The 19,770-nt window shown below is 66.2% G+C and carries 24 protein-coding genes; 12 read left to right on the top strand and 12 right to left on the bottom strand.

The window, feature by feature from the left end:
• Positions 1–68: 68 nt before the first annotated feature.
• Both HACJB3_RS12965 and HACJB3_RS12970 read right to left on the bottom strand, forming a co-directional pair.
• Positions 69–1,712, bottom strand: coding sequence for a hypothetical protein (locus HACJB3_RS12965; RefSeq protein WP_008416026.1), 1,644 nt, complete (start codon positions 1,710–1,712; stop codon positions 69–71).
• A gap of 248 nt (positions 1,713–1,960) precedes the next feature.
• On the bottom strand, positions 1,961–2,365 hold the full coding sequence (locus tag HACJB3_RS12970; RefSeq protein ID WP_008416027.1) for a UPF0146 family protein: 405 nt from the start codon (positions 2,363–2,365) through the stop codon (positions 1,961–1,963).
• 40 nt (positions 2,366–2,405) lie between these two features.
• Between HACJB3_RS12970 and HACJB3_RS12975 the strand changes: the two genes are divergently transcribed.
• Positions 2,406–2,927 carry an archaemetzincin family Zn-dependent metalloprotease gene (locus HACJB3_RS12975; RefSeq protein WP_008416028.1) on the top strand — a complete coding sequence of 174 codons (522 nt, stop codon included), beginning with the start codon at positions 2,406–2,408 and terminating at the stop codon, positions 2,925–2,927.
• On the opposite strand, the gene HACJB3_RS12980 is transcribed toward HACJB3_RS12975, so the two are convergent.
• From HACJB3_RS12980 to HACJB3_RS13000, 5 genes are read right to left on the bottom strand one after another with little or no spacing between them, the layout of a single operon-like run.
• Positions 2,924–3,685 (bottom strand): SDR family NAD(P)-dependent oxidoreductase, encoded by a 762-nt coding sequence (locus HACJB3_RS12980; RefSeq protein WP_008416029.1) that lies wholly within the window; start codon positions 3,683–3,685, stop codon positions 2,924–2,926. The genes HACJB3_RS12975 and HACJB3_RS12980 overlap by 4 nt on opposite strands.
• A gap of 41 nt (positions 3,686–3,726) precedes the next feature.
• On the bottom strand, positions 3,727–4,146 hold the full coding sequence (locus HACJB3_RS12985; RefSeq protein WP_008416030.1) for a universal stress protein: 420 nt from the start codon (positions 4,144–4,146) through the stop codon (positions 3,727–3,729).
• Between the two features lie 58 nt (positions 4,147–4,204).
• Positions 4,205–4,678, bottom strand: a complete 474-nt coding sequence (locus tag HACJB3_RS12990) for a hypothetical protein (protein ID WP_008416032.1) — start codon at positions 4,676–4,678, stop codon at positions 4,205–4,207.
• 60 nt (positions 4,679–4,738) lie between these two features.
• Positions 4,739–6,553: a ribosome biogenesis/translation initiation ATPase RLI gene (locus tag HACJB3_RS12995; RefSeq protein WP_008416033.1), complete on the bottom strand. Its 1,815-nt coding sequence runs from the start codon at positions 6,551–6,553 to the stop codon at positions 4,739–4,741.
• Between the two features lies 1 nt (position 6,554).
• Positions 6,555–6,854 (bottom strand): EMC6-like membrane protein, encoded by a 300-nt coding sequence (locus tag HACJB3_RS13000; protein WP_008416035.1) that lies wholly within the window; start codon positions 6,852–6,854, stop codon positions 6,555–6,557.
• A 108-nt stretch (positions 6,855–6,962) separates the two neighbouring features.
• Between HACJB3_RS13000 and HACJB3_RS13005 the strand changes: the two genes are divergently transcribed.
• Positions 6,963–7,241 carry a MarR family transcriptional regulator gene (locus tag HACJB3_RS13005; RefSeq protein WP_008416037.1) on the top strand — a complete coding sequence of 93 codons (279 nt, stop codon included), beginning with the start codon at positions 6,963–6,965 and terminating at the stop codon, positions 7,239–7,241.
• An 83-nt stretch (positions 7,242–7,324) separates the two neighbouring features.
• Here the strand turns inward: HACJB3_RS13005 and HACJB3_RS13010 are convergent, their stop codons facing one another.
• Complete coding sequence (locus tag HACJB3_RS13010) at positions 7,325–9,166, bottom strand: PINc/VapC family ATPase (protein WP_008416039.1); 1,842 nt, start codon at positions 9,164–9,166, stop codon at positions 7,325–7,327.
• 89 nt (positions 9,167–9,255) lie between these two features.
• Between HACJB3_RS13010 and HACJB3_RS13015 the strand changes: the two genes are divergently transcribed.
• Entirely contained in the window at positions 9,256–9,663 is a 408-nt protein-coding gene (locus HACJB3_RS13015) for a hypothetical protein (RefSeq protein WP_008416041.1), read from the top strand.
• Here the strand turns inward: HACJB3_RS13015 and HACJB3_RS13020 are convergent.
• Entirely contained in the window at positions 9,627–9,920 is a 294-nt protein-coding gene (locus tag HACJB3_RS13020; protein ID WP_008416042.1) for a hypothetical protein, read from the bottom strand. The genes HACJB3_RS13015 and HACJB3_RS13020 overlap by 37 nt on opposite strands.
• Positions 9,921–9,990: 70 nt before the next feature.
• Between HACJB3_RS13020 and HACJB3_RS13025 the strand changes: the two genes are divergently transcribed.
• The 5 genes from HACJB3_RS13025 (at position 9,991) to HACJB3_RS21080 (ending at position 14,686) form a co-directional block, all read left to right on the top strand.
• Complete coding sequence (locus HACJB3_RS13025) at positions 9,991–11,121, top strand: M20 family metallopeptidase (RefSeq protein ID WP_008416043.1); 1,131 nt, start codon at positions 9,991–9,993, stop codon at positions 11,119–11,121.
• A gap of 60 nt (positions 11,122–11,181) precedes the next feature.
• A complete protein-coding gene (locus HACJB3_RS13030; RefSeq protein WP_008416044.1) occupies positions 11,182–12,657 on the top strand; it encodes a hypothetical protein in 1,476 nt (491 codons plus the stop codon).
• Between the two features lie 58 nt (positions 12,658–12,715).
• Entirely contained in the window at positions 12,716–14,221 is a 1,506-nt protein-coding gene (locus HACJB3_RS13035) for a carboxypeptidase M32 (RefSeq protein ID WP_013199530.1), read from the top strand.
• Positions 14,222–14,272: 51 nt separating this feature from the next.
• Positions 14,273–14,482: a hypothetical protein gene (locus HACJB3_RS13040; protein ID WP_008416045.1), complete on the top strand. Its 210-nt coding sequence runs from the start codon at positions 14,273–14,275 to the stop codon at positions 14,480–14,482.
• Positions 14,483–14,557: 75 nt separating this feature from the next.
• Complete coding sequence (locus HACJB3_RS21080; RefSeq protein ID WP_008416046.1) at positions 14,558–14,686, top strand: hypothetical protein; 129 nt, start codon at positions 14,558–14,560, stop codon at positions 14,684–14,686.
• 53 nt (positions 14,687–14,739) lie between these two features.
• Here the strand turns inward: HACJB3_RS21080 and HACJB3_RS13045 are convergent, their stop codons facing one another.
• On the bottom strand, positions 14,740–15,156 hold the full coding sequence (locus tag HACJB3_RS13045; RefSeq protein ID WP_008416047.1) for an EamA family transporter: 417 nt from the start codon (positions 15,154–15,156) through the stop codon (positions 14,740–14,742).
• A 58-nt stretch (positions 15,157–15,214) separates the two neighbouring features.
• Positions 15,215–15,865, bottom strand: coding sequence for an alpha/beta hydrolase (locus tag HACJB3_RS13050; RefSeq protein WP_008416048.1), 651 nt, complete (start codon positions 15,863–15,865; stop codon positions 15,215–15,217).
• 84 nt (positions 15,866–15,949) lie between these two features.
• Between HACJB3_RS13050 and HACJB3_RS20265 the strand changes: the two genes are divergently transcribed.
• The 4 genes from HACJB3_RS20265 to HACJB3_RS13060 are packed head-to-tail and all read left to right on the top strand — an operon-like array spanning position 15,950 to position 19,345.
• The gene (locus HACJB3_RS20265; RefSeq protein ID WP_013199531.1) at positions 15,950–16,126 is read left to right on the top strand and encodes an HVO_0416 family zinc finger protein; all 177 of its coding nucleotides are present in this window, start codon (positions 15,950–15,952) and stop codon (positions 16,124–16,126) included.
• A 42-nt stretch (positions 16,127–16,168) separates the two neighbouring features.
• Positions 16,169–16,327: a DUF7563 family protein gene (locus HACJB3_RS20270; RefSeq protein ID WP_008416050.1), complete on the top strand. Its 159-nt coding sequence runs from the start codon at positions 16,169–16,171 to the stop codon at positions 16,325–16,327.
• Between the two features lie 45 nt (positions 16,328–16,372).
• Positions 16,373–18,211, top strand: coding sequence for a UvrD-helicase domain-containing protein (locus HACJB3_RS13055; RefSeq protein ID WP_008416051.1), 1,839 nt, complete (start codon positions 16,373–16,375; stop codon positions 18,209–18,211).
• Positions 18,212–19,345, top strand: coding sequence for a M24 family metallopeptidase (locus tag HACJB3_RS13060; protein ID WP_008416053.1), 1,134 nt, complete (start codon positions 18,212–18,214; stop codon positions 19,343–19,345).
• On the opposite strand, the gene HACJB3_RS13065 is transcribed toward HACJB3_RS13060, so the two are convergent.
• Positions 19,326–19,769 carry a pyridoxamine 5'-phosphate oxidase family protein gene (locus tag HACJB3_RS13065; protein ID WP_008416055.1) on the bottom strand — a complete coding sequence of 148 codons (444 nt, stop codon included), beginning with the start codon at positions 19,767–19,769 and terminating at the stop codon, positions 19,326–19,328. The genes HACJB3_RS13060 and HACJB3_RS13065 overlap by 20 nt on opposite strands.
• Position 19,770: the final 1 nt, after the last annotated feature.

Below are 19,770 nucleotides of genomic sequence, written 5' to 3' on the forward strand. Positions count from 1 at the left end.
TGGACTGACAGCAGTATCGATTCCGTCTCTCCGTAGTAGGGAACCGGAGTCCCGCCGATGCCGAGGACTCACGCCAGCGTATACGTATCGAACCGGCGGACGACGTACCGATACGCGACGGGCGGAACGACGGCCCCGAGCGAAACGGCGACGACACCGCCGACGAGACGGAGCGTCGCAGGGGCTAGCTCGACGGGCGAGACGAGAAGCGTAGACCAGAACGCGATGGCGTTCGAGACGAGGGTCGCACCACCCGGAACCAGGGCGACCGCAGCACCGACAAAGCCCATCGCCACCACGAGCGTGTAGTAGACGAACGCCCGCTTGCTCGGAACCACGACGCGTCGGTTGTGGGTGATCCGGACCGTACCGAACCGGGGAAAGACGGTTCCGATCGCCACCGCAACGATCGGCCCGGTAACGCTGAGAAGGGCGCTCACAGCGGTCAACAGCACCCAGACGGTCGGTTCGAGCGGACTCAACGCGCCGGCGATCGCGGTCAGCGCAACGAGCACCGGGAGGCCCACGGCCGTCACGGAAAGGACGTGACCCCCGACGAACTGGGAGCCACGAACCGTCGAGGTCAGCGTCAACGGGAGCATCGGTCCCTCGTCCCCCAACGGGTTGAGCGCCGCCGCACCGATCGCCCACGTCCCGTAGAGCGCCACCAGGACGGGCAGCGATCCCGGGACCTGTCCCGATGTGACTGCTCCCCGAAGCGGAACGAACAGGAACAACAGGGGATACGCCACGTAGACGAGCCGGAACGGGGTGCGAGCGGTCCGCGACCAGATAGTCGCGGTCACGGTTCGCGTCGGCCCCGATGCGATCCGCGAGAGGAACGCAGCGTTCGACCCCGACGGGGCGCGCTTTCGGACGGTGGGCCGTGGCCCGTCCGTATACCAGAGCCCGGTCGCCGCACGGACGTCCAGCGCGACGAGCAGCGGAACGCCGACGGCGAACAGGGCGGTCGCACCCGCGATCCGTATCGGGGAGGGATCGACGCCGGGAATGCCGAGGACGAGCAGGTCGCCGAACCACGCCATCGGGGCGTCCTGCAGGAGGACGAACAGCCGTCCCAGAAGCCGGCCAAAGGCCTGCGAGGAGACGGCGGCGAAGTAGACGAGGAACCCGACGACCGCGAGGACCGAGCGGTATCGCGTGAGCAGTTCCGAGCGGGCGAACAGGGTTTTCAACACCAGCCCGACGAGGTGGCCGACAAGCAGCGCCGTCGCGAGCAGTGCGAACAGCGCGCTGACGACGCTCAGGAACGCCGCCGGCGCCCGAAGGCCGACCGACAGCGCCGCACTCACCGCGAGGAGCGGAACCGCGACGACCGAAACCAGACGGGCGAACTCGGCCAGCACGAGCCCGCCGACGACGTCGGAAGCGGGAACGGTCGTCAACAGCCCCGCCTCGTTGTCGATCCGCCCGGTCTTGCCGACGGCCCGTTGGGCGATCAGGACCGTCGAAACGAGCCATACGAGCGCGAGCGACCCGCGAACGACGCCGAGAACGGGAACGGCGTCGATGATCGAGCCGGCGAAGCGATACGCCACGTACGAGCCCCCGATCGTCGGCCCCCCGACGAACAGCAGCGCGAAGAGGGCGACCCCGAGCAGTTGGATCGGGCTCGTGCTGATGGCCCGACGGCTCCGTAGACACTCGATACGGGCGATTCGGGCGCTCGTACGTGGCGTCGGCCAGTTCATCGACTCACCGATACCCCACCAGACGACTGGGATCCGATCCCACGGTCGGCTCCCGGGTCGCGATAGCTTCGATCACCGATCCACCCACGGACACCGCCGATAATCATGCACAGTACATTCCTATCGAAAATAAAAACGTTATCGTTCGGGCGGTCGGATCCAATCGGGTATGGACCGACGCGGTCCACGGTCGCCGGATTATCCCGCATGGTCGGTGTGACCAGGGGTTCATCCATCGTCGCCCAGGGTTATCCCTCCGATCCCGGCCACGTCGTGACGAACAGCGTCTCGCCGGGCAGGGTTCGCCGCGAGACGGGAACTACAGGACCGTCCCCGCCGAGCGTGGTAAAGAGACAGTCGGCGCCGACCCGGCGGGCCAAATCCCGGATCGGACGATGGAGCTCCGGCGGGCAGTTGAGCGCGTAGATCGCCTCCGCGTCGGCGAAGTTCCCCAGGTCGGGGTCGGTGACGTCATCGAGGACGAAGGCGACGCCATCGGGTACCTCACGGGAATAGATGTCGAGCGCCGTAACTCGACACCCGCGGGCGACGAGCGCGCGAGCCACGTCGGTCCGACGGCCGATACCGACCTCGACGAGCGAATCGTATCCCGCGAGTTCGTCGGCAAGCGCCTCGCAGGTGTCGAGTTTCATGGCCGTGATATTTATGATTCGGTACGTCATACCCCTTTTCATGCATGTCGACATCGTGCCGATCGGGGAGCTCTCGGGGGCGGTCAAACGGGAAGCCTCCGCGGGGCTGCGAGCGGTGTATGACTGTGACGTGACCGTCCACGACGAACAGTCCGTTCCCGCCGGCGCGTACGACGCGAAGCGAAACCAACACCGCGCCGAGGAGTTCATCGAACTCGCCGGCCGGGTCGGAAGCGGCGAGAAGAACATCGCCATCACCGCCAAGGACCTCTTTTACCGGCGGCGAAACTACGTCTTCGGGCTGGCCTATCTCGACGGTAACGGCAGCGTGATCTCGACCTACCGCCTGCAGACCTCGAGCGACGGCGGCTTTTCCGAGAAGAGCGCAAGCGAGATCTTCGGCGACAGAGTGCGCAAGGAGGTCGTCCACGAGATCGGCCACACGATGGGGCTCGAACACTGCGACAACAACCGCTGTGTGATGAACTTCTCGCCGACGGTTCGGGAGGTCGACATCAAAGAGCAGAACCTCTGTGGGACCTGCCAGCGCTCGGTTCTCTAACGCACCGTCCAGCCCCCGTCGACGCCGAGACACGCCCCCGTAACGTAGCTCGCGGCCTCGCTCGCGAGGAAGACGACCGGCGCGGCGATCTCTTCGGGTTCGGCGAACCGCTCTAATGGCGTGCGCGAGAGCAGCGACTCGCGGAGTCCCTCGTTTTCCATCGCCTCTTTGGTCAACTCGGTCGCCACGTAACCGGGCGCGACGGCGTTGACCCTCGTCTCCGGGGCCCAATCGAGCGCCATGCTCTTGGTGAGGCCAACTAGCCCGTGTTTCGAGGCGACGTAGGGGTGCTGGCGGGGCAGTCCCACGAGCCCGCCGACGCTGGCGACGTTGACGACCGACTCCACCGAGCCCTCGCCGGCGACTGTCGCACACAGGAAGGCACCGCGAAGGTTCACGTCGAGGGTGCGGTCGTACCCGTCCATCTCGATCGTCTCGGGTTTGCCGAGGGCGTCCTCGGGGTTGATCCCGGCGTTGTTCACGAGCACGTCGGGGGGTCCGATCTCCTCGCCGACCCGCTCAAACAGCGTCCGGACATCGTCCTCGTCGGTGACGTCGGTGGGGTGGAGCAGGGAGTCACCGCCACGCTGTTCGATCTCGCCGACAACGGTTTCGAGCGAGTCTGCCGACCGGGCAGCAGGCACCACGTCCGCACCGGCCTCCGCGAGCGCGAGTGCGATCGCCCGGCCGATCCCGCGGCTCGCACCCGTGACGACCGCCGTGTTCCCCGTACAGTCGAACGCGTCGAGAACGGACATACCGGGCGTGTGGCGGGCGGGGGCTTAAGCGCTCGGTCGGGTCAGCGAACGACGGTAACGGGAACCGGCGACCGCCGGACGACGAGTTCGGCGACGTTCCCGATCAAAAGCCGCGAGGAGAGGTCCCGACCGTGGCCCCCGATGACGACGACGTCGAACCCCTCTGCCCGCTCGACGATGGCCCGCGATGGATTGCCGACCGCGACGGCGGTTTCGACCGGGGTGGTGTGGTCGGCGGCCACCTCGCGGGCGCGATCGAAGACGGACTGGGCATGATTTCTCGCCGCCTGCGAGACGTCCTCGGAAAGCGAGATTCCCGCTGCCTCGCCCATGAACCAGCTCGGCACGCCGACAACCGTCAGAACCGTTATTTCGGCGTCCGGATAGGCCTCGACGGCGAATTCGAGCGCTTTTACGGATAGCTCAGAGCCGTCCATCGGGACGAGGATGCGGGCGGTCATACCGGATCTACGCGCCGCGAGTCGATAACCGTGGCCGATCCCGAGGACCGCGAGGCGCTCAGCGCGAGAGGGCGAACCCGGCCGTCATGAGCGAGGTCGTGATCCCGAACAGACCGAGGAGCGCCAACTGAATAAGGGTCCGAGGGCTCCCTTCGATGAACGGGATCGCGGCGAGCGCGCCGAGGCCGATGACTGCGAACACGACCGCGAGGATCGGGTCGTACGTTTCGTCGTAGCGTTCGTCGAGGGCCACGGAGAGTCGGACCCACCGGTTTCCCTCGGGGGAGTCGTCGACCTCCGTGAGCCGGCGTTCGATCCCCTCGTCTGTGCGAACCGCATGGAACAGCCGCCGGTAGCCGACCAGCATGGCGCCGAACATCGCGCCGAGGAACGACCCGGCGAGGAGGTTCTGGCGCCCACCGAGCGCGAGGACCGCGAGCCCGACAGTGAGCGTCGGGGCGAGAAAGAGCGCGAGATACTCTCGGAGGTCGACGAATGGCGCTCGCGTCTCTCCGCTGTCCGCCGATTGCACTGTCGTTCGTGATCTACTCGCCCGTTTTATATGAAATTTATGTAGAGAATCCGCGATCAGCTACGGCGCGTAGTAGTACTCGCCCTGTTTTTTCTGCTGGCGGTCGAGCTGGCTGTCGGGCTTGTTGATGCGCGGGCGACCCGTACGCTCGTCCCGGCGGAAGGTCACATCGAGGTTCGCGAGGAACTCGTTCATCCCCTCGCGCATCCCCTGTGGCTGGCTCGCGTGGCCGTGGTGGGCGGGTTCGCCGTCGAAGACCAGCAGGCGGTCCGCGAGCAGGTCCATCATGTAGATGTCGTGGTCGATCACCATGACGGTCGCGTCCTGCGTCTCGGCGTACCGGCGGATCGCGCGGGTCGCGAGCACCCGCTGTTCGACGTCGAGATGTGCGGAAGGCTCGTCGAGCAGGAACAGGTCGGCGTCCTTTGAGAGACACGCCGCGATGGCGACGCGCTGGCGCTCCCCGCCCGAGAGGTCGACGAGGTTCTGCTCCATGATCCGCGAGAGCTGGAGGGGTTTTGCGATCTCGGTGTTCCAATGGGAGGAGCCGAAGTCGTCGGTGATCGACGAGAGGAAGACGTCGACGCGCATCGGCTGGTCGATCTCGATGTACTGGGGCTTGTACGCGACCTCCAGATCGGTCTCGAACTCGCCCTCGTCGGGCGCGAGCTTTCCGGCGACGAGCTTCGCGAAGGTGGATTTCCCGATCCCGTTCGGACCGACGATCCCCAACACTTCCTCCTCGCGGATCGTGCCGCGTTCGACCGCAAGCGAGAAGGCGTCCTCGCCGTAGGACTTCTCCATTGCGGGGTATTCGACCAGCGAGTCCGCCCGGCTCACCGTCCGGGGAGCGTGCTGCTCGAAGCCGATGGCTTCGGGGCGGATTCGCATGTTTTCGTTGTCGAGATAGCCCGCGAGGTACTCGTTGATACCATTACGAACGGATTTCGGCGAGGTGATCACACCGTAGGCACCGGGCTCACCGTAGGCGACGTGGAGGTTGTCACAGAGCAGGTCGAGGATCGCCAGATCGTGTTCGACCACGAGCATGGATCGGTCGCCCTCTTCTGCGAGTTCGCGGACGATGCGAGCGACGGTGACGCGCTGGCCGATGTCGAGGTAGGGCGTGATCTCGTCGAGGAAGTAGAAGTCGGCGTCCCGCGCCAGACAGGCGGCGATGGCCACCCGCTGGAGCTCCCCGCCCGAAAGCTCGTCGATCCCCTGATCCATGACGGGGGAAATCGAGAGCCGTTCGACGAGTTCGTCGAGCGCACCGCGCTCGTCGGTGTGTTCGAGCAGCTCGCGGGTGTTGCCGTCGAACTGCTTGGGGATCTGATCGACGTACTGGGGTTTGCGTGCCACGCTGACCTCGCCGTCGCGCACCTCGCGGATGTAGTCCTGGAGTTCGGTGCCCCGATAGGCGTCGAGGACGGCGTCCCAGCCCGGGGGCTCCTCGTGCTGGCCGAGGTTCGGCGTGAGCTCGCCGGCGAGGATCTTCACCGCGGTGGACTTCCCGATCCCGTTGGGACCCAAAATCCCGGTGACCTGGCCCTCGATGGGGATCGGCAGGCCGTAGAGTGAAAAGGCGTTCTCGCCGTAGCGGTGAACGGGCTCGTCCTGCAGTTCCTGGGGCAGGTTGATGATCTCGATGGCGTCGAAGGGACACTTCTCGACGCAGATCCCGCAGGTCTCGCCCAAACAGATCTCCTCGGAGATGCGGATCTGGTCGGGACTGCCCTCCTCTGTGTCCTCGCCTCGTTGGGTGATGCACTCCTTTCCCGTCCGGTTTGGCGGACAGTAGTTCGCACACTCGTAGCTACAGCGATCCGGCTGACACCTGTCGAGGTCGACGACGGCGATGCTGTCGTCGGCCATCTCAGACCGATGCCCCGGTGGTCAGCAGGATGCCCCAGGTGACGAACCAGAGACAGAAGCTCATAAAGACGACGAACACCCTGTCCTTGCCCGAGAACTCCTCGACGATTCCCGTCATCTTGAGCAGCGGGAACTGGATTACGATGAGCGCGCCCAGCACGGCGAGCGCGATGGGATCGCCGGCGTCGCTCGCGAGCGCGGAGGAGGCGATCCCCGCGCCGATCCCCGCGAGCGAGGCGACCGCGGTGACCGACACCGCCCGGACGTGGGCTGCGCGCTGTTCGACCGCTTCGGTTGCCATGGGCGAGGATCGGCCGCCGGGACTCAAAAGCCGTTCGCTTATCCCCGCCCAGACGGTGTGAGACGGATGCTCAACCTTTATACTCGTGGCGCGTTTCGATTCGTAGTGATGACTGGCTCAGAGACGGAGACCGTCGAGGATCTCCCCCCGAGCGCGAAACTCGTTTTCAAAGTGCTCGAATACAACGGCTCGCTCACGCAAAAACAGATCGTCAACGAATCGATGCTCTCGGCACGCACGGTACGGTACGCGCTCGAACGCCTCGAAAACATCGACATCGTCGAGGAGGACATCTACTTCGCCGACGCCCGACAGAACCTCTACACCCTCGACGAGCAGGCGGTCGTCGCCGACGGCGGCCCCGACGAGGCCTGCTGTGCGGAGTAGTCGGCCCCGTCGGTAGTCCGACTCCGCTCGGGACGTTCGTTGATCTGCGCGTGAAACGCCTCGAAACCCGGACGCCCAAGCGATTACGCTCCGGCGACCGTGATCTGCTGGCTGCGGTCGATCGCCCGCTCTAACTCCTCTGCGATGGCGCTGCCCCGCGAGACCTGGATGTCGCCGCCGCGACCCACCGTGGCCGTAAAGAGGTACTCCCCACCTGCCTGGACCTCGACGGTCTGGCCCGTCTGGGCGCCGTCGACGGTGAGGCGGATGTGCCGGGAAGTGATGTCGGGGGTGACGACCTGTCCGCGCTCGGTCCCCGTCGACCCGTCTGACCCGCCGGGGTTGGGGTTCTCGTCGTGGGTCCGGACGTCGATGTCGATCCCCAGTCGATTCTCGACGTCGGTGATCCGCCCGCCGCCCTTGCCGATCACGGAGGAGATGTCGTCGTCGTCGACGTAGACGACCGCCTTGTTCGAGCCCTGAAGCTCGACGTCGACGTAGCCACGGGCGATCGAGCGGATCTCGCGTTCGATCTCCTGGCGGGCGATCCGGTCGACGCCGCCCTCGCTTTCCTCGGTTTCGTCGAGCGGGACGGTGACGACCTGGCGGTTGAACGTGTAGATCTCGTAGGCCGGCGTGCCCGTCTCGAAGTCCTCGATAACGATAACGGGACGGGCGAGGTCCTCTTCGGTGAGCCCTGCTGGTACCTTCACCTCGGTGGTGACGTCGTAGACCGTGTGGACCTCCCCGGCCTCGATATATACTACTGTATCGACGACCTGTGGGATCATCCCCAGCTCGACCCTGCCCACCAGCCGCTGGAGGGCGTCGATCGCGCGGGTCGCGTGGACGACCCCGATCATGCCGACGCCCGCCAGCCGCATGTCCGCGAAGACCTCGAAGTCGTCGGTCTTCCTGACCTCGTCGTAGATGGTGTAGTCAGGCCGGACCATAAGTAAGGAATCGGCGGTTTTGGCCATCGACCCACCCAGTGCGGTGTACTGGGTGATCTCGGGGCCGACCTGCAGGTCCCGTGGTTTCTCCATCGTCTTCACCGAGTAGCCCGAGTCGTTGAGGAACTCGGCGACCGCCTGCGCGAACGTCGATTTCCCCGCGCCGGGCGAGCCCGAGATCAGGATGCCGCGCTGGCGTTCGAGCATCCGATCGCGCAGCTCGTCGGCCGAGTCGTAGTCGTCGAGGTCGGTCTTGACCAGCGGGCGAACCGCCGTGATCTCGATCGCGTCCGCGAAGGGCGGGCGGGCGATGGCGATCCGGTAGTCCCGGAACTGGACGATCTTCATGCCCGGTTCCGAGAGCTCGATGAAGCCCTCGCTCGATTGTTTCGCGCCGTTTTCGATCTCGCGGGCGATCTCCTCGATCTCGGCTTCGGTCTGGACCTCCTCGCGGACGCGCTCGAAGCGCATCTCCCCGACGTCGCCGCGTTTGGCCATCGGCGCCACCCCGGCCTTGAGGTGGACGCTCATCGTCGTCTCGTCGAAGAACTCCTCGACGTCGAGGGTGCCGACGTCCTCGACCTCGGGGGAGATGTACTCCACGTCGAGCCCTTTGGCCTCTGCGACCTCGCTCTGGACGATGTCGCTCGTGACGAACGTCGCCTCCTGCTCGGCAGCCAGATCCCGAATGAGGGCGTCGATCTCGCCTTCCGCCGCTTGCCCCTTCTCGATCGCGTCGGGTCTTCGGCCGACGTATTCGAGTTCGATCTCGCCGGCGTCCGCGAGTTCGGCGAGCGTTTTGAGCTCTTCTAAACCACTCCACCCGCTGTCGATGCCCTCGTTGGCCTGGTGTTCGAGCTCGCCGACGACCGCCTCCGGGATCAGGACGGTCGCGTCCGCAAAGTCGCCGTCGCGGACCCGCCTGGAGACGCGCCCGTCGATGACGACGCTGGTGTCCGGAAGAACCTTCATACCGTCCATAGTAGCCGGGACGTTGATAAGGGTATTTCATCCGGAGGGCGGCCGGAAGCGATACGTATTCGAGATCCGATACGTCGTGTATGTCGACGACCCGACCCGTCCACGTCGCCGAGCGCCCGCGGGTGTGGCTCGGCGTGTTCCTGCTCGCGACGGCGGCGATCGGCCTGCTAATCATACGGACTTCCGGACCGCTCGTCTACGCGCCGCTGAGCGGGGCAGCGGTGACTCTGTGCGGATTTCTCGCGGCCAAAGCCAATCAGGCCTTCTTCGGCGAGCGGACCGAGCACGTCGCGACGCGCCAGCGTCTCTGGGCCGGCGTCCTCCTCGGGATCACGGCGGTCGTCGCGGCGTTCGAAGTGGTGGACGGTGAGTCGGTGCTGTACGGAGCCTTCCTCGGGTTGTTCGTCGCGCTGCCGATCACGACCGCTTGCCTCCTCGCTGCGAAAGTCAATCAGGTGATGGTTTCTCCGGGCCGGCGGAACGTGTAAGTGATTTCCTCGCTTTCGGCCGAGATCGTGCCGCCTACGTGGTCGAATTCGAGGGTCTCGATCACGCCGTCGAACTCGTGAAGCGGCATACTGCCCGCGACCCGACCGTCCGCGTGGATCTCGATCGTCGCATCACCGATCGTGCAGTGGGCCATGTCGCTTTCGACGTGGGTCATCCCGTCGACACAGAAGCGATCGAGTTCCGAGACGATCGCCTCCCAGTCGGCGATGTCGACGGTGCGACTGTGCTCGTCCATGCTTCCCGTAGGCCGCCCACCCCGATAGCGTTTCGTGGCCACTTATGCACCCGGCGGTCGGCGGGCGTGCATGGACGACGTGACCGAACTGACCCGCGACCTCGTCGCGATCCCGAGCCACGAGGACGAGACGCGGGCGGGCGAGTTCATCGAGGCATGGCTGTGCGAGGAGACCGACGGCGAGGTAACCCGCGACGAGGCCGGCAACGTCTTCGCCCGGAAAGGATCCCGGGAGGGGGCGTCGCTCGCGCTCGTGGGTCACCACGACGTGGTACCGCCCGCCGGAACACAGATCGAAGACGGCGAGTACGTCCTCGAGGAGCGCGACGGGCGCCTCTACGGTCGGGGCACCGCGGACATGAAAGGCGCCGTGGCGGCGGCGATGTGTGCGTTTCGGGACAGCGAGGTGTCGGGTAGCTCGGACCGGTCGGGCGGCTCCCGAGCGCGAGACAGCGCCCCAGCGGGCGAACTCGTCTTCGCGAGTTTCGTCGGCGAGGAGTCAGGCGGCGTCGGCGCGCGCTTCGCCATCGAGGCGGGCTTCGTACCCGACTACGCCGTCGTCTGTGAGGGTTCGACGAACTACTCGAAACCGGGGGTAACCGACGTGGTCGTCGCCCACAAGGGTCGCCGTGGTAGCACGATCACCGCCCGCGGGGCGGCGAGCCACGCGAGCGAGCCCGAGGCCGGCGAGAACGCGATCTACCGGGCCTGCGAGGCCGTCGACCTCGTTCGGGGACTCGACGCGCCGACGGCGACGGTCCTCGAGAACCGGCTCTCGGGCTCGGTCGCGGTCACCGAGATCGACGGCGGGTCGGCGATGAACGTAATCCCGGATCACTGTACGGTAACGGTCGACGAACGCACCGTGCCCGGCGAGCGCACGTCGCTCGAGCGGACGGGCGAGATCGGCGGCGTCGAGTGGGCGGTCGATCAGGACCTCCCGCCGATGGCCTGTTCGGACGAGGGGTTCGCACGGGCGGCGCTCGAAGCCGCCCGCGAAACCCAAGAGGGAGCCCCCGAACTGGTCTCGAAGCCCCACGCGACGGATGCGGGCTGGCTCGCGGAAGCCGGGACCGTCTGTGTGGTCTGTGGGGCCTCCGAGCCGGGCGAAGCCCACACCGACGACGAGAGCGTCTCGCTTTCGGTACTGGAGCGGTGTTACCGGCTGTACCGGGCGCTCGCGTCGAAACAGGTCGGATGAAAACCACTTTCGCGGCGAGAGGGACAGGACTTTGGAGGTCGGCGCGCAACGAGGGGTGACGTGAGTCGCTCACAGTCCCCCGGACCACCGAAACCGAGATCCCAGACGGACACCGAAACCGGCGAGAACACCGACTGGAAACGGCCACAGCAGATCCTGCTGGTGGCCGGGATCGGCCTGTTCGTGATCGGGCTGATCGCGACCCTCGGGCTGCCGTCGCTCGGCGTGGGCCCGTTTGGCACCGACAGCCCCGGCGACGGCTCGCCTCCCGGCCTCTCGGACAACGGCTCGGACACGGGGGACGGCGGCGGAAACGACACTGCCGACGACGGAGCGAGCGATAGCAACGCCGACGACAGCAGCGACGGGGACGACGACAGCGGCGGCGATGCCGGTTCGTCCGACAGCGGTGACGCCACCGAGGAGCAAACAGACGGGAACGACGGCTCGAACGACGACGACGACGGGCAGGACTCGTCCGACGAGAGCGCGAACGACGACGGAAACGCCGACAACACCGGCGATGAGTCGGGTGGTCTCCCGGTCTTCGGAGGCGGTAGCGATGACTCCGGCGGGGACGACAGCGACGACTCGAACGCCGACGAGTCCACGGACGATACCGGCGACGAGAACGCCGACGGCGCGCAGGACGAGTCCGATGACGCTGGGAACGACGGGGGAGATGCCGGCGGAGACGACGGGGCCCAGGACGACAACGAAAGCAGCGAAGACGAACAGACCGACGAATCCACGGACGAGAGTGCCGGCGACGGGAGTGCGGATGATGGAACCGACTCGGCGGACGACTCCAGTTCGGACGGCAGCGAGTCCGACGAGAGCCAGAACGCCGACGACACTAACAACGACACTGAAGCGCCAGCAGGCGACGATAACGGCTCGAGCGAGCCGGAGAGCGGCGAGTCGGCGCCGGACTCGGCCGAGAACGGCGATCAGTCCGACGGCGGGACGGCCGGCGACGAATCCGGTGAGAACGGGACGGCCACCGACCAACCCGGCGGAAACGAATCCAACGAAGCTTCCCCGGAGGCCGATTCGGGAAATGAACCCGGCGGCGTGAGCGACGGCCAAAACGGTGAGGGCGGCGACGACGGAACCAATGGCGAAACGAACCAGACCGAAGAGGGCGACACCCAGCCCACCGGTGACGGGGGCCAACCCGAGGCCGGTTCGGGAAATGAAAGCAACGGTCAGGGTGGGAACGCGGACCAGACCAGCGGGACCGATGGCGGTGAGACGGGAAATGAGACCGGTGGGGCGAGCGATAACCAGACCGACACTACTGGGGCTGGTTCGGGAAATGAATCCGGCGGCGTGAGCGACAGCCAAACCGACACCGACGGCATAGACGGATCCGACACGAACGGAACGGTCACCAACGACACCACGGCAAACGACACGGAGCCGGCCGAGCCGAACGAAACGACCGGGAACAACAGCGAGAACGCGACCGGGACCGACAACGGGTCCGCGGACGGGAACGACACCGACGGCGGCTTGCTGGAGGTCGTCGGCTGATCCGCACCACGCTCGCCGCGACCATCGGGTTCATGTCGAGGCGTTTCGAATCGTAGGTATGGCGCAGTCGACGACGGAAAACGATACCTACGAGCGGTTCGTCGAGAAGGTCAGACGCATCGAGAACCTGGGGGCCGGAGCGGGCGTCCTCCAGTGGGACCAAGAGGTGAAGATGCCCGACGAGGGGATCGAAGCCCGCTCCCAGCAGCTCTCGACCCTCTCGGCGGTGATCCACGAGGAGTTCACCGACGAAGAGATGGGGACGTACCTCGACGAGCTCGAATCGACCGATCTCGACGGGAAAGAAGAATCGGTCGTGCGGGAGATCCGCCGCCAGTACGAGCGAAAGACCCGCGTCCCGACCGAACTGGTCGAGGAGATCTCCCGGACGACCTCCGAAGCGCTCCCGAAGTGGAAGGAGGCGAAAGCCGAGGACGACTTCTCGGTCTTCGCGCCGATCCTCGAGGAGCTGATCGAGCTGAAAAAGGAGTACGCGGAGCACATCGATCCCGATGCCGACCCCTACGCGGTGCTCTTTGCGGACTACGAACCCTACATCGAACTGGAGACGGCGGAGGAGATGCTGACTCGACTGCGCGAGGAGCTCGTTCCGCTGATCGATTCGGTCGCCGACTCCGAGGCCGACCTCGCGGTCGACGCCTTCGCCGGCGAGTTCGACCCCGAAACCCAGGAGGAACTGGCACGCGACGCGCTCGATACGCTGGGGTATGACTGGGATCGCGGACGCCTCGACACCGCACCACACCCCTTCTCGACGGGCACCCAGTTCGACGCCCGGGTCACCACGCGTTTCGACGAGACGGACCTGCTGGGCGGGCTGACGAGCACGATCCACGAGTTCGGCCACGCGACCTATACCTTAGGACTGCCCGACGAGCACTACGGCACCCCATTGGGCGATTCCCGGGATCTCACCGTCCACGAGTCCCAGTCCCGGCTCTGGGAGAACCACGTCGGGCGCTCACGGGCGTTCTGGGAACTGTTCCTCCCGCAGGTCGAAGAGCGCTTTCCCGATGTCGACGCGGGTACCGAGGAGGCCTACGAGGCAGCCAATCAGGTCTACGATGACAACCTCATTCGCGTCGAGGCCGACGAGCTGACCTATCACATGCATATCGTCCTGCGCTTCGAGATCGAGCGCGAGCTCATCGAGGGCGACCTCTCGGTCGAGGAGATCCCAGAAACCTGGAACGAGAAGATGGAGGAGTACCTCGGCGTCAAGCCGGAGACCGATGCCGAAGGGTGCTTACAGGACATCCACTGGTCGCACGGTTCCTTCGGGTATTTCCCGACGTACTCGCTCGGAAGCGTGCTCGCCGCCCAGCTGTACGCGAACGCCGACGAGGACATCGAGGACCTCGACGGGAAGATTCGAGCGGGGGAGTTCGACCCGCTTCGCGACTGGCTCGTCGAGAACGTCCACCGCCACGGCGCGCGCTACACCACGCCCGAGTTGATCGAACGGGCCACCGGCGAGTCGTTCACCGCCGATCACTTCCTCGAGTACGTGACGGAGAAGTACGGCGAACTGTACGGTATTTAGGAAGCACTCGCCTGCAGAGGCGTTACCCGGCCGGCGCCACGATGGATCGACATGGTGGATATCGGCAACCCTTTCGGCGTCGATCTGGCGACCACGGTCTTCGGTGCGGGATTGTCCCTCCTGCTCTCGGCGGCGGTCATGGAGTACGGCTACCGGGTTCCCGAGTACAATAGCACGGAACTGCTCGGGCTCGCGGGAATCGGGCTCGCCGCGGCCGGCTTCCTGCTGGGGATCGTCATGGTCCTTCGAGGGCTTCGCTGATCCGGTCGGCGACGGCCCGTCGGACGGACCCGGAGGGATATATAATTATAAACAATTGGTCGGGAGGAAGAAGCGATGATTCCCGACAGCGAACTGCGGCCGATCCCAACGCCGTGGGGACACTTCGGAATGTTCGGGCTCGATGCTGCGGACAAGGAGTTCATCGACGAGACGATCGGGGAGTTGCTCAAGGAACCAGTCTGATCCGATCGGTCGGACAATCGGCACGTCGATGACCTGTCCGACACGGGTGGGAGTCATTCGACGGCGATGAGGTAGATCGCGAGCGCGGCGAAGGCGATCCCCAGCAGTTTCCGGGCGGTAAGCGGTTCCCCGAGGACGGTGACGCCGAGCAGCGAACTCGTCACGACGAACATCCCGAAGACGGGAACGACGACGCTGACGGGACCGACCGACAGCGCGTAGTAGTACGCGAGCAACCCCACGGTGAGCGTGATCCCGGCGGCGTACATGTAGATCGCCTCGCCCGAAAGGAGGTACGGCGCGACGCGCTCGCCCCGATAGACGACGACGCCCGCTGCGCCCAGCGCGAACGTCGAGGCCGCGACCAGCGTCACGACCGCGCTGGGGACCGTCCGGGTCGAGAGGTTCACCAGCGGCGGGAAGACGGTGTACGCGAGCAACGCCAGAAGCGTCCAGCCGACGTAGTTCACACGGGGCGGTCGTGGGCGGCCGACAGAAGCGTTGTGGATCCGGCGATCGGTACCGTACTCAGAGCCGCTCGGCCACCCACGCCGAGACTGCCCGGATCTCCTCGGGGTGGGTACCGTGGCCCACTGGGTAGACCTCGAGGCGCACGGCCGCGCCCGCTTCCTCCAGCAGTTCAGCGGCGCGCTCGGCGCGCTCGGCGGGGATGATCTGATCCGCCTCGCCGGCACCGAGGAACACCGGCTTATCGCGGGCGTTGCCCGCGCTGTCCTCGTGTGAGGCGGCGAGATAACCGTTCAGCGCGACGATCCAGTCGTAGTTCTCGGGGCGCTCTGTGAGTGCCGCGAGGCTCGCGATCGCACCCTGGCTGAAGCCCAGCAGGCCGACCCGCTCGGGATCGAGGTCGTACTCCCCGACAGCCCACTCGACGAACCCGTGGAGGAGGTCGAGGCTGCGGCGGAACTCCTCGGGGTGGGGCTGGCTCGCGTGGAGGCCGCCCGCCGAGAGGTCGAGTTCGTACCACGTGTACCCGCCCTGCAGCGGGTCGGGCGCGCGAACGCTGAGGACGTGCAGTTGGTCGGGCAGACGCTCGGCGATGGGCAGGAGATCCCGTTCGTTCGTCCCCCGGCCGTGGATCAACACGACCGCCGGGGCGGGACCGTCGGCCGGGGTATCGGGTGCGCTGCTGACGTGTTCGAGCGGGGCGTCGGCCATGCCCGCCCTACGGACGCCCGACGTAAACTCGCTGTCGTTTCCGGCCCGAAACGTTATGTACTGTCGTGGTATAACGTACCATGTATGGCCACCGCACCCGACGGCGACGACATGTTCGACCAGTTCCTGTCCGAGCGTGGACACGAGACGGAACCGGCAGGGTGGGACACCGACTATAACAAAAAGCAGTGTCCCGACTGCGGCGGCCTTCACGATCAGTCCGCCTCGGACTGTACGGTCTGTGGGTGGGCACCACGCTAGGGACCGAAACCGTTTATTGCTCGCGACGAATGTTCCGAACGAATGCCAGAGTGTCAGAACTGTGGCTCGTTCGTGACCGAGGCGTACGCTCGCGTGTTCACGCCGACGGACATCGAGGAGCCACGCGTCTGTCCGGACTGTGAGGACCTGATCCGTGACGGTGCGGACGTGCGGAAAGCGCGTTCCTCGCGGGGTGGCTGAGCGAATCCACGGGGCTTATCAGGTATAGGCCCGTGAGTTCGTGCAATGGCTGAGACACAGGTCACCCGACTGTTCGGTGGACCCGGCAGCGGGAAGACGACCGCCCTACTCGACCGCGTCGAGGGGCTCCTTGAACGCGACGAGGTCGCCGTCAACGACGTATTGGTCGTCTCCTATACGCGGGCCGCCGCCGCCGAGATCCGCGAACGACTGGCCGAACGCCTCGACATCTCCCCACGGAGCCTGCAGGGCAACGTCTGTACGATGCACGCGAAGGCCTACGAACTGCTCGACCTCTCGCGTGCGGACGTCGTCGGCGAGAAACAGAAAAAGGCGTTCTGTGAGGACTACGGCCTGGAGTTCGAAGACGAGTACAGCGGCGCCGGCCGCCGGACCGCGCGCTCAACGACGCTCGGCAACAAGATCATCGCGACGAGCCAGTGGCTCCAGCGCACCAACAGGGAAGTCGGCGACTGGTACGACGTGCCCTTCCAGTGGAACGACGAGGAGGTCCGTCTGCCCCCCGAGATCGACGAGAACTCGCTGTCGGGCAACAAGTACACTCCGACGTGGCCCTCGGATGACGACCGGATCGACATCCCCGAGGCGATCCGGGCGTGGCGCGCGTTCAAGGGCGAGGAGGGGCTGGTCGGCTTCGCCGATATGCTCGAACGGGTCGAACAGCGCTCGCTGGTTCCGAACGTCGACTTCCTGGTCATCGACGAGTTCCAGGACATCACCACGCTGCAGTACGCCGTCTACGAGGAGTGGAAACCCCACATGGAGGGTGTGTTGATCGCCGGCGACGACGACCAGGTCGTCTACGCCTGGCAGGGTGCGGACCCGAACCTCCTCTTGGACGCCGAGGTCGACGACGACAACGTCCTACCGAACTCCTATCGGCTCCCCTCGCGGATCCTCGACGTCGTCAACCGCGAGGTCCGACACATCGAAAAGCGCCAGGAGAAGGACCTGAACCCCCGCAAGGAGGGCGGCAAGGTCGAGGCCGTCGAGAGCCCCTCGATGCTCGATCTGGTGCGAAACGTGCGCGCAACGGTCGCCGAAACCCCCGACGAGACGGTGATGGTGCTCTTTCGGGCGCGCTATCAGATGTTCCAGTTCCTCGATGAGTTCATCTCCGAGGGGATGCCCTTCCGGGTGCTGACCGACCAGCGGATGTGGACCGACCGCCTCCAGCAGTTCATCGCCGCCGTCGAGAAGATCGACGCGGGCGAGGAGATCAACGGGTTGGAGGCCCGGCGCCTCGCGGACATGCTCGCCGATTCCGCGTTCAGCACGAACGACCGGGACGACCTCTTCGACGAGATCGACGAGCGAAAGGAGGCCGCGGGCGTCGACAACGTCGCGGAGATCACGATCGGGCCCGAGACCATCCGCGAGTACGCGCCCTTCGTCCCCGACCCGGTCTCGGCCGCGGACATGTCCCGGAAGATCACCAGTTTCCAGCGAAAGAGCGTCAAGTCTTACTTCGCGACGGGGACCTACGAGGGTGCGGACCCAGAGCGCGTGCGCGTCGGGACGATCCACTCCGCGAAGGGCCGCGAGGCCGACCACGTCTTCGTCGCGACCGATCTCACTGAAAAGGTCGTCGAACAGATGGCCGCGACGATCGAACAGGAAGCGGTGCCCATCGAGGAGGAGTTTACCCGGACGACCAGCCCGGTGCCGATGCTGACCGACAACGAACGGCGCGTGTTCTACGTCGGGATGAGCCGCGCACGGGAGCGACTCGTCCTGATGGAGAACCTCGTCAACGGCGCGCCGACGCTGCCACTCGACGTGTTGCTCTGTAACGAACCCCGCGAGGAGCCCATCGAGGAGCTGATCGCCGAGGCCAACGCCCCCGAGGCCGAAGTCCACTAGATGGACTACGAGGCGCTCGAGGCCGAACTCGACTCGCGGGATGCAGCGGCATTCGTCCACGTCGGCGACCGCTTTGACGACGACCTCAGGTACCTCACACGTTTTTCGGGCCCCGACCGCGAGTACGCCTTCGTCTACGACGGTGAGGACGGCGAGGCGGTCCTCTGTGCGCCCCGACTGTTCGAAGCGCAGGCTCGACGGGAGTTCTCCGGGACCGTCGTGAGCGCCGCCGAACAGGACGCGACGACCGCGGGACAGCGCGCCGCAGAACTCGTCTCGGGAACGGTCCTGGTCCCCCGATCGATCCCCCACGCCGCCGCCGTCTGGCTCGAAGAGGGGGGTTGTGACATCGAATCGAGCGCCATCGTGAGCCGAATGCGTGCACGGAAGACCGAGGGTGAAATCGACCGGATCCGGGCGGTACAGGGGTCTGCCCGGGTCGGGATGGCCCGCGCGGAGACGGTGCTGGCCTCGGCGGGGATCAATGGGGAAGCCCTCGAATGGGAAGGCGAGGCGCTTACGACCGAGCGCCTGCGCCGTGAGGCCGACGCCGCGATGGCACGCGAGGGCGTCGCGCCGGCTGGAAACACCGTGATCGGCGCGGGAGAGAGCTGTGCGGACCTGCACTTTACCGGCGACGTCCCGATAGAGGCGGGCGAGACCGTCCTGCTGGACCTCTCGCCGCGCGGACCGGCGGGCTACTACGGCGACCTCTCGCGGACCTTCGTCGTCGATCCGGAGGGGGGGTGGGAGCGCCGGGCGTACGTCGCCGTCGAACGCGCCCGGGAGGCCGCCCTCGACGCCCTCTCGGAGGGTGCGGGAACGCTCGCGACCGCGGTCCACGAGGAGACCGCCGCGGAGATCGCCGCCTACGGCTTCCGGCCCGACGGATCGCCCGGATTCACCCACGGGACGGGCCACGGCGTCGGGATGAGCCTGCATGAGGCCCCGTCGCTGCGCACGGACACCGAGTTGGCGGCAGGAACGGTGCTGACGGTCGAACCGGGCGTCTACGACCCCCGAGAGGGGGGTGTGCGGATCGAGGACCTCGTCGTCGTCCGCGAGGAAGGGATCGAGATCCCCGTCGAGTACCCCCGGTCGCTCGTCCCGCAGGTCAGGTCGTTCGGCCCGTGACCGTTTCGATCGCGAGTTCGTAGACCGTCGGTTCGATCGACTCGATCGACTCGTCGAACACTCTGAGAGGGGTAAACAGCGCGTTGATCGTCGCGTCGTCGAGGTCCCGTTCGGCGGGCCGGATCGGCCCCCGGAGCACGATACTCCAGGAGTCGTCGGGCGGTGCAGTATCGTAGACGACGAACGCCGCCCGTGCGGTCGATTCGAGGGACGCGGCCTTCTCGCTGCCTTCGTGGACGGCCAGCCGGAAGTAGACCCGCTCGCCCTCGCGGTGGAACGCCACCGGGATCGCGTAGGCGTCGTCGCCGACGGCGAGCGCGAGCACGCCCGTCTCCGCGCCCGCGAGACGCTCGTCGACCGCCCCCTCGTCCATCCCCCGCGTGTAGGTATACTCGACGTCCCCCATCCCCGGGCGCTCGCTCATA

It is taken from the genome of Halalkalicoccus jeotgali B3 (assembly GCF_000196895.1).
Classification (GTDB): domain Archaea; phylum Halobacteriota; class Halobacteria; order Halobacteriales; family Halalkalicoccaceae; genus Halalkalicoccus; species Halalkalicoccus jeotgali.